We start from the raw sequence: 7,437 nt of genomic DNA on the forward strand, positions 1-7,437 counted from the left end.
AATCCTTACCAGCAGTGGAATTGTAACAGGAAGCCTTACTGCTATTTTTCTAAACATTGTTTTCAATGTAACAAAGTTAACAAAGCAAATTAAGGCAGCAAATAATCAAATTTCCTCTTAACATATCCAACATATTAAGACCAAAAATACGTTGATACGTTGCCTACATTTTCTTAATAAAAAGTGTATTGAGGTGGCGTAAATGAAAAGAAAAAGACTTACAAGTAGAACAAATGGAGAAGAATCAAACAAAGTAGATTTTCCTTTTAAACAGGCTTTTGATTATTTTCTTTCCTCTAAGAAGTCTGAAGGGTTAAGAAAACCTACAATTGTAAGTTACCATGAGCATTATAATTTTTTTATTAAATGGTTAAGTGAATTTCAAACAGAAATCATAAACGTCAATGCTTTAACTGCTCAAATTGTAAGACAATATATTAACTACCTTAGAGAAGAGCATTTTAACTACAAAACAAAAGAATATGGACTATCAATTCAGACAACAAATGCCCGTTTAAGATTTTTAAAAACATTTTATAACTTTTTATTCAAAGAAGAATTAACAAATATTAATCCACCAGAACAAGTGAAATTTATAAAAGAGGATGAGAGAATATTTCAACCTCTCAATGAAGTGGAAATTCTAAAATTACTCAATGTCCCTGATACAAGTCAATATCCGCAGTTTCGGGATAAGTGTATTATGTTTCTATTGTATGATTCAGGGTTAAGGATTAAAGAGGCTATAAGTTTATCTGTTGATGATATTGACCTAAATGGAAGAAGGATTGTTTTACCTGCTGAAAAGGCTAAAGGAAGAAAATCAAGGATTATTCCCCTATCAGGTTTGGTTATTAAAATGCTCATTGAACTAATCACTGAAAATGAGACGCACTTTGATAGTAAGAAATTATTTTTGAATTGGTATGGTGAGCCAATGTCTGAAGACACATTTAGAAGAAATTTAAACAGGTATGTTAAAAAAGCAGGAATCACAAAGTCATTTACTTGTCATGATTTTCGCAGACAGTCTATAACAGAAATGTTAGCTTCAGGTGCCTCAATATTTGCTGTCCAGGCTATTGTTGGGCATAGTCAAATTAGTACAACTAAAAAATATGTCCATTTTGACGAGCAGACAATAAAAAATCAGCATGAATTATATAGTCCCCTTGTAAAGGTTAAACGAAAAGGTAAATTAAGATAAACTGAAAAGACGATCCTTTTATTGGGTATCGTCTTTTTTCTAATCATTGCCTCTAATTAACCAGTGATGTATTTACTCTTCAATAGCCTCTTGATGAGTTTTTCAAAATCTAATTCCCCTACAGATGTAACCATTCCCAAACCTTTAATGTGGATTGTTTGTTCATCCATTTTAATTACCTCTCCGTCAGTTTTCTTTTTCATTTTGCGAACCCTTCTCTTGTTTGATAATATAAGTTGATTATCGCCTTACCCATTAAATCTAAATTTGGTTCATTAGATTTGACGCTAGTACATGGAGGTCTTCTCTGACCAGTAATTTTCGAGTAGACGATTTTATCCTCTTTAACATTTTGTTTTTGAGTCATTTTTTTCACTTTCTCTTTCCTTTTGTGACATATTGTATAAATTTTGAAATGCTTTCGCCATGTGTTCGAAGTTTGGTTCGTTTAGTAGTGTAACGGTATATGGAGGTCTTTCTTCATTATCAATTACTTTCCTATTTTTCATGAATAATCCCCCCTAAATACCTCTGTAAAGAAAATGGTTAACCCATCCTTAGCTATTTTATTTTTATTTGTATCTTTGCTAAAACTAAAATTTACTTTGACAGGTCGATTAGAATTGTCTTTGAATATCACTTTTTCTGTATCTTCAGTGACATGGTATTCACGATTATTGAAAACTAGTTGCTTAGTCATCGTATCACCTCAATTCGATCACAATTTTTCCATGTTTATCATTCACATAATCAATAAATAATGCACAAATTAATTCCTCAGATTTTATTTTGAAAACATCTTCATCAATATTGATCATTGTTTCTTCTGTTATATAACGTTTTCTTTTTTTCATGAAACCACCCTATCATTTAAATACGCTTCAAGTTATTATACAAATATAAGAAATAAAAGTCAAAATCTTCTGTCAATACTAATTAATTAGATGTAAACAAAAAAAAGAGTGACCATTTAAGCCACTCTAGACTAATCCTGAATAGTTACTAAAATACCATCTTCAAAATAAAGATATTTATAACCCGGATGTTAATAATTTGTATGGGATGGTAATAAAAGTAAATATCAACAACCATTCACTCGAATATTTAATTAATGTAATTGGGATTATAAATTTGAATCAATACATTACATTATCATTCAGGAGGATTTCATGCCTTTCACTTATAATGACTGTGATACTGAAACGAAGAGACAAATAGATGCGATTAACAAAAGCATACAAAAGATTAATGAGGAAATAAATTTTATTGAGATTGAGCGAAGAGCTTTTGCAAATGATATGAGAGAAGCTGTCGGTCATGAAAAGGAATACATCGGTAGAGAAATAAGCAAGTTATTCGATAAAGAAAATGTATTGAGAACTAAAGCAAATGATCTGTTTAATGAAATAAACCAACTCTTATTTAATATGTGTCCTAGACACGAGTGGATTTGGTCGGGCTATTATCTTAATGCGACAACATATGGTGCTCAAGGATTTAATATGATTGCTGCCCAGTGGCAAGTTCCTAATATTACATTTACAGGTAGCAATGACACCCAGTCTGCATTTTGGATAGGAATTTCAGGTGAATCAGGTAACAATGGTTTAATCCAAATAGGTACTGACGCACAATTTATTAGCGGGAAACCAGTTTTTCAGGCTTGGTTTCAACTTTATGGATTCAGCGCTCCCCACTTTGTGCAGAAACCCGTTCAGCCAGGTAACATTATGAGGGCTCATATTCGTGAATTGCGCAACAATCGTTGGCAGCTTAATCTTAGAAATAGAACACTAGGATGGGGCTATACTACAATTCAAACTTATACGGGAGATAAGAAGTTTGCTGAATTCATTGTAGAAATGGCTCCATATGGTCCCACGACTTCTAAAATATTGACTAATTTTGGACATGTAACTTTTAATAATTGTCGGGTAAACGGTATGAATCCGAGGTTTAGCTCATTCCAACGTGTTGCAATGATTCCCCCCCCTTACACCCTACAACTTGCAACTCCTTCTGAACCAAGTAATGATGGAGACGGATTTACGGTAGCATTTGGGGATCAAAAACCAGCAAGTCCACCAAACTAAATTTCAAATACTTTTCTTTTTAAATTATTGAAATTTGAAACATCCAAAGGAGAAATTACTATGCCAAATATTCCATTATTCATACCAACATTACCTATAAGTAAGAAACCTTGGGACATATTCGATGCAAATGGAAAACAGGGAGACTTTATTATTTCACATTTTAGTCCTTCGGGAAGTATTTCAGGTACATTAAATTCATTTCCCTTTACCGGTCAATGGGACGAGGTATTAAGTAGAATAACTTTTTCCCTTAGATACGGTATTCAAGGTGCTGATCTCAGAGATTATACAGGTTATATGTTCAGAGATGAAACTAATACCTCTTTAATTACATTGACTGGTTCCTTTAAAAGGTTCATTGAAGAAAAAGAATTTGGATGGTATGCTCAAACACAATTACCATGAAATAATAATGAAATAGAGTGGCAAAATGCCACTCTTTAATTAATTTGCCCACTCCACAAAACTTGGGATTCTTAAAAGTCCTTTTTTTGTTAAATTTCGATATTTAACCTTTGCCTTTAATTTTTGATCAAGATAAATAAACTTATCATTTTCCTCTGTTAATATCTCCATACAAACTTTATCGTCTGCTAAATCGGCTGCTTCATCTATAACAATAAAATGTCGTTTACTTATACCTGCCTCTGAAACATCTTCAAACCCATCATCCACAATTTTTTTATATTCCTCTTTCATTTTCCCCTGTACATCTTGAAGGATTTCAAGTGCTTCCTCATTATCGACTCCATAATTAATCACCTGTCTAGCATTCTTGAACCTGGCAAAAGCTGATCCTCCCTTTAAATCAATAAGTGAAAAGGAAACATCATTTGGTTTAGAGAGTATTAGAGAAGTAATGATACATTTCATAATGACTGATTTACCAAATCCAGTTGCCCCTGCAATAATCAAATGTTTTCTTTTATCAAAGTCATGATATATAGACTCAGTACGATTAAATCCAATTAAGACTGACCAAGTATTTTCTTTAATGTAATCCTTAGTCCAGTGAATTTTTTTTGATAAAGGTTCATTGTAAACTTGTATCTTTAATAATCCGTCATATGACATCTCTATTTCTTTGTTTGCAGTGAGTTTCTTAGTTCTTAGACCTTTTATTTTAGCAATGATATTCCTGTCTAATTTCAATGATTTAAGGTCTTTCAATTGAATCGTCTTAATTGACTTTGCATTTATTCCTGACTCAATTGTTTTTTGCTTACTAAAATAGTCCTCAAAACTTCTACCTAGTGGTATCCGATAGCGATATTCGACACCCCATTCATAATTTTTCTTTTTAAGTTGTTGAGCAGTTAAAGTTTGATTTCCATCTTTTACATTCAAACCACTTAGAGCGAAAATTTTGTTAATTTTTTTTGAATCGTTCCCTTCCCCACTTTTTGATTGATAAGCTTTGAAAGAAATTGCTGACATTAAAATTGTTGAAGCTACTTCAAATATCAAAATCATTTCCTCCTTCATCAACGCCACCTCATTGATAATTACAGAGTAATTAGTTGCATCAATCTGGAAGAGTAAAAATAGTATCGAAACCATTGATATTTCTAAATCTGGAATATTCTTTGGAAGTATGTTGAGGTGGAATTTCATTTGGTATATTACAAGGTATGGGGGATGAATTGTCCATTATTCCTATCTATCACAAAATTACTTGTATTTTTATGTAAGTATTTTTATTAAAGGGAAATGAGTGGAAATTATCGAATTATACCTAGAGGTGTTTTTTAATGCTTATAAGCAATATTGGGGATATTATTAAAAAATCAAAATACAAACGCGAATTTATTATGAAAGAACTAAGCGTATCTGCTAACACTTTGTCTAATTGGAGTACTGGAAAGAGTATTCCATCACTTGAAAAGGCTTTTCAATTGGCGGAATTATTAGATTGTAAGGTGGATGATCTTTATGAACGAAAAGTGGATGAAGCTAATTGAGGAATGTGAAACAAACGGATATACTCCAGGTGAGGTTCAACGCATCCTCATGTACTATGAGATGACAAAAGATATTGATAACAAATTAAAGAAATTGTTTGAGGATGAAGAAAATGAGATTAAAGGATTTACGTAGAGAGATAAGGAATTTACTTACATAATAGATATTTATGGGGGGCATTATTATGGCAAATATAGAATTGATTGAGTCCAAAAAAGGGCTATTGAAGAAAGTAGCTATTCCTGTAGCTGCCATTATTTTATTTTCAACCGGATATGGATTCGGTTCGAACGGAGCTAAAACCGAACTTAACGGTGAAAAAATGAAATACGAAGAAGTCGCAAAGGAAATTAAATCGGAAAAAGAAGATCTAAAAACATATAAAGCGACCGTTAAAGAAATACAAGCAAAAATTAAAACAGTAAATAATGATTATGCTGCTAGAAAAACGGAATTTGATGAAGCGAAAAAAATAGCTGACTCAATAAAAGGTGCAACAGGGCAATTGGACACTTTAAGTAGCAATATTGAGTCAAAGAAAAAGGAAATTGGATCGTTGGATAAAGATATTGAAGCAAAAAAAGATGAACTTGCGAGTATTGAGGGTACCATTAAAGTTAAAAAGGATGCACCCAAGTCTTTAAGCGCAGGAACATATACCATCGGTAAAGATATCCCTGCTGGACGTTATAAGGCTACTCCTGTAGGTGGTGGGAGTAATTTGGTTACGTTTGATTTAGAAGGGATTCCAGATGTAAATACTATACTCGGTAGCAGTGGTGAACCATCTTATACGTTTGAAGCAATAGATGGGTATAAACTTCAAACCGAATCAGCTGTTAAATTAACACCAATCGAATAAAACTTAATGAGGTAATAAAATGAACGTGGTAATTGAGATACATTACAAAGCTGATAGTAGAGCATTGCAAGCTGGTACATTTCCTTTAAGAGGACGCAAGCCAGAGCAAGTCGCTCTTGAGTTTTGGAAGCAAATTAAGAAGGAAATGTCTTATCATGCTGTACTTGAGAAGATATTAGCGTTTGGTGATAAAGATATCACTCAGTTGGTGATTGACTTGGAAAAAGAAGAATGGAATAAATCGATGTATGATAATTTACCCTTTTAAATTAGAAAAAGCCCAACTCAACGAATGAGAAGGGCTTATTTTTTTGTTGATATTTTGAAACTTTTCTATTTTTTAGTCGTAATACCGGTATAATTGTACTAGATTAGAAAAATAAGGGGGAAATATCATGGGTTCATTTTTTATTGGAATTGGGTTTTTAGCGTTTATTGTGTTTATTATTTTGGGAATAGTGAGCGCAATTAAGAAAACAGGAAAAGGCAAGAAGATGATGTTATTTGCTGCTGGTTGTTTTATATTAATGGCTATTGGTGGAGCTTTAAGCCCCGATTCTAAACAAACAATAGGAACAACAGTAAAAGAAGAAGATAAAAAGGACAAAACTGTGGACAAACAAAATGCCGCTGATGAAGCTAAAAAGAAAGAGGAAGCTCAGAAAAAAGCTGAAGAAGAAGCAAAGAAAAAAGCTGAGTTAGAAGCAAAGAAAAAAGCCGATGCTGAAGCAAAGAAGAAAGCTGAGGAAAAACCAGTATTTGCTTTTACATGGGATGAATTTAGTAAAAGTTGGGGAACTTTAGTACCGGAAATGAAAGGTGCTGGTATCGATGAAATTACTGAAACTGGTAGAGAAAAACAAGAAAATAATGTGGTGGTTAATGCCAAAATAAATGACTATTTAATGCTAATGAGTGACGTAAATCCTACATCAAATAAAGTAAAGTACATTAGCATTATGGCTGAACCGTCTAGTACTAATATGGCACAAAACACTAATATTCTTTTAGCTTTTGGAAACCTCATTGCAAACTCTAACCCTTCTCTTAGCAAGGAAGAAAGAGGAGATATTTTAATGAAAGGCTTAGGATTCAATACAGACGATCTGTCAAAATTGAATTCAAACTATACCTATAAAAATGTCAAATATAAAGCATCAAATATGGCTGGAATACTTACCGTTAGTATTCAACCCAAATAAACTTTATTCGATAGATAAAGCCCCTCTCGATTTAAAATGTACCCGATAGTGTAGACACTTATAAAAAAGTCTACCTATCGGGTACTTTTTTGTATAATTAAGAAAAAA

General features: G+C 32.5%; 13 protein-coding genes. 8 read left to right on the top strand and 5 right to left on the bottom strand.

The features are described 5' to 3' along the window. Window positions 1-202 precede the first annotated feature (202 nt). Window positions 203-1,207 (top strand): tyrosine-type recombinase/integrase, encoded by a 1,005-nt coding sequence (locus tag AB7942_RS29770; RefSeq protein ID WP_369449673.1) that lies wholly within the window; start codon window positions 203-205, stop codon window positions 1,205-1,207. Between the two features lie 56 nt (window positions 1,208-1,263). On the opposite strand, the gene AB7942_RS29775 is transcribed toward AB7942_RS29770, so the two are convergent. The 4 genes from AB7942_RS29775 to AB7942_RS29790 form a co-directional block, all read right to left on the bottom strand. Continuing rightward, the gene (locus tag AB7942_RS29775) at window positions 1,264-1,410 is read right to left on the bottom strand and encodes a hypothetical protein (RefSeq protein ID WP_369449674.1); all 147 of its coding nucleotides are present in this window, start codon (window positions 1,408-1,410) and stop codon (window positions 1,264-1,266) included. Window positions 1,411-1,551: 141 nt separating this feature from the next. Further along, window positions 1,552-1,716 carry a hypothetical protein gene (locus tag AB7942_RS29780; RefSeq protein ID WP_369449675.1) on the bottom strand — a complete coding sequence of 55 codons (165 nt, stop codon included), beginning with the start codon at window positions 1,714-1,716 and terminating at the stop codon, window positions 1,552-1,554. After that, on the bottom strand, window positions 1,713-1,907 hold the full coding sequence (locus tag AB7942_RS29785; RefSeq protein ID WP_369449676.1) for a hypothetical protein: 195 nt from the start codon (window positions 1,905-1,907) through the stop codon (window positions 1,713-1,715). The genes AB7942_RS29780 and AB7942_RS29785 overlap by 4 nt, the downstream gene beginning before the upstream one ends. Window positions 1,908-1,911: 4 nt before the next feature. Beyond that, the gene (locus AB7942_RS29790) at window positions 1,912-2,061 is read right to left on the bottom strand and encodes a hypothetical protein (protein WP_369449677.1); all 150 of its coding nucleotides are present in this window, start codon (window positions 2,059-2,061) and stop codon (window positions 1,912-1,914) included. A gap of 315 nt (window positions 2,062-2,376) precedes the next feature. Between AB7942_RS29790 and AB7942_RS29795 the strand changes: the two genes are divergently transcribed. Both AB7942_RS29795 and AB7942_RS29800 read left to right on the top strand, forming a co-directional pair. Further along, the gene (locus tag AB7942_RS29795) at window positions 2,377-3,300 is read left to right on the top strand and encodes a G1 family glutamic endopeptidase (protein WP_369449678.1); all 924 of its coding nucleotides are present in this window, start codon (window positions 2,377-2,379) and stop codon (window positions 3,298-3,300) included. 60 nt (window positions 3,301-3,360) lie between these two features. Then, complete coding sequence (locus tag AB7942_RS29800; protein WP_369449679.1) at window positions 3,361-3,708, top strand: hypothetical protein; 348 nt, start codon at window positions 3,361-3,363, stop codon at window positions 3,706-3,708. A 39-nt stretch (window positions 3,709-3,747) separates the two neighbouring features. Here the strand turns inward: AB7942_RS29800 and AB7942_RS29805 are convergent, their stop codons facing one another. Next, window positions 3,748-4,770 carry an FtsK/SpoIIIE domain-containing protein gene (locus AB7942_RS29805; protein WP_369449680.1) on the bottom strand — a complete coding sequence of 341 codons (1,023 nt, stop codon included), beginning with the start codon at window positions 4,768-4,770 and terminating at the stop codon, window positions 3,748-3,750. Between the two features lie 284 nt (window positions 4,771-5,054). On the opposite strand from AB7942_RS29805, the gene AB7942_RS29810 reads away from it, so the two are divergent. The 5 genes from AB7942_RS29810 to AB7942_RS29830 all read left to right on the top strand — a co-directional run bounded on the left by AB7942_RS29810 (window position 5,055) and on the right by AB7942_RS29830 (window position 7,329). Beyond that, a complete protein-coding gene (locus tag AB7942_RS29810) occupies window positions 5,055-5,264 on the top strand; it encodes a helix-turn-helix transcriptional regulator (RefSeq protein WP_369449681.1) in 210 nt (69 codons plus the stop codon). Next, window positions 5,236-5,400 carry a hypothetical protein gene (locus AB7942_RS29815; RefSeq protein WP_369449682.1) on the top strand — a complete coding sequence of 55 codons (165 nt, stop codon included), beginning with the start codon at window positions 5,236-5,238 and terminating at the stop codon, window positions 5,398-5,400. The genes AB7942_RS29810 and AB7942_RS29815 overlap by 29 nt, the downstream gene beginning before the upstream one ends. Before the next feature lie 49 nt (window positions 5,401-5,449). After that, window positions 5,450-6,127, top strand: coding sequence for a hypothetical protein (locus AB7942_RS29820; protein WP_369449683.1), 678 nt, complete (start codon window positions 5,450-5,452; stop codon window positions 6,125-6,127). Between the two features lie 19 nt (window positions 6,128-6,146). Continuing rightward, a complete protein-coding gene (locus AB7942_RS29825; RefSeq protein ID WP_369449684.1) occupies window positions 6,147-6,395 on the top strand; it encodes a hypothetical protein in 249 nt (82 codons plus the stop codon). A gap of 127 nt (window positions 6,396-6,522) precedes the next feature. After that, window positions 6,523-7,329, top strand: a complete 807-nt coding sequence (locus AB7942_RS29830) for a hypothetical protein (protein ID WP_369449685.1) — start codon at window positions 6,523-6,525, stop codon at window positions 7,327-7,329. The last annotated feature ends 108 nt before the right edge of the window (window positions 7,330-7,437 follow it).

Source organism: Neobacillus sp. BF23-41 (genome assembly GCF_041106275.1).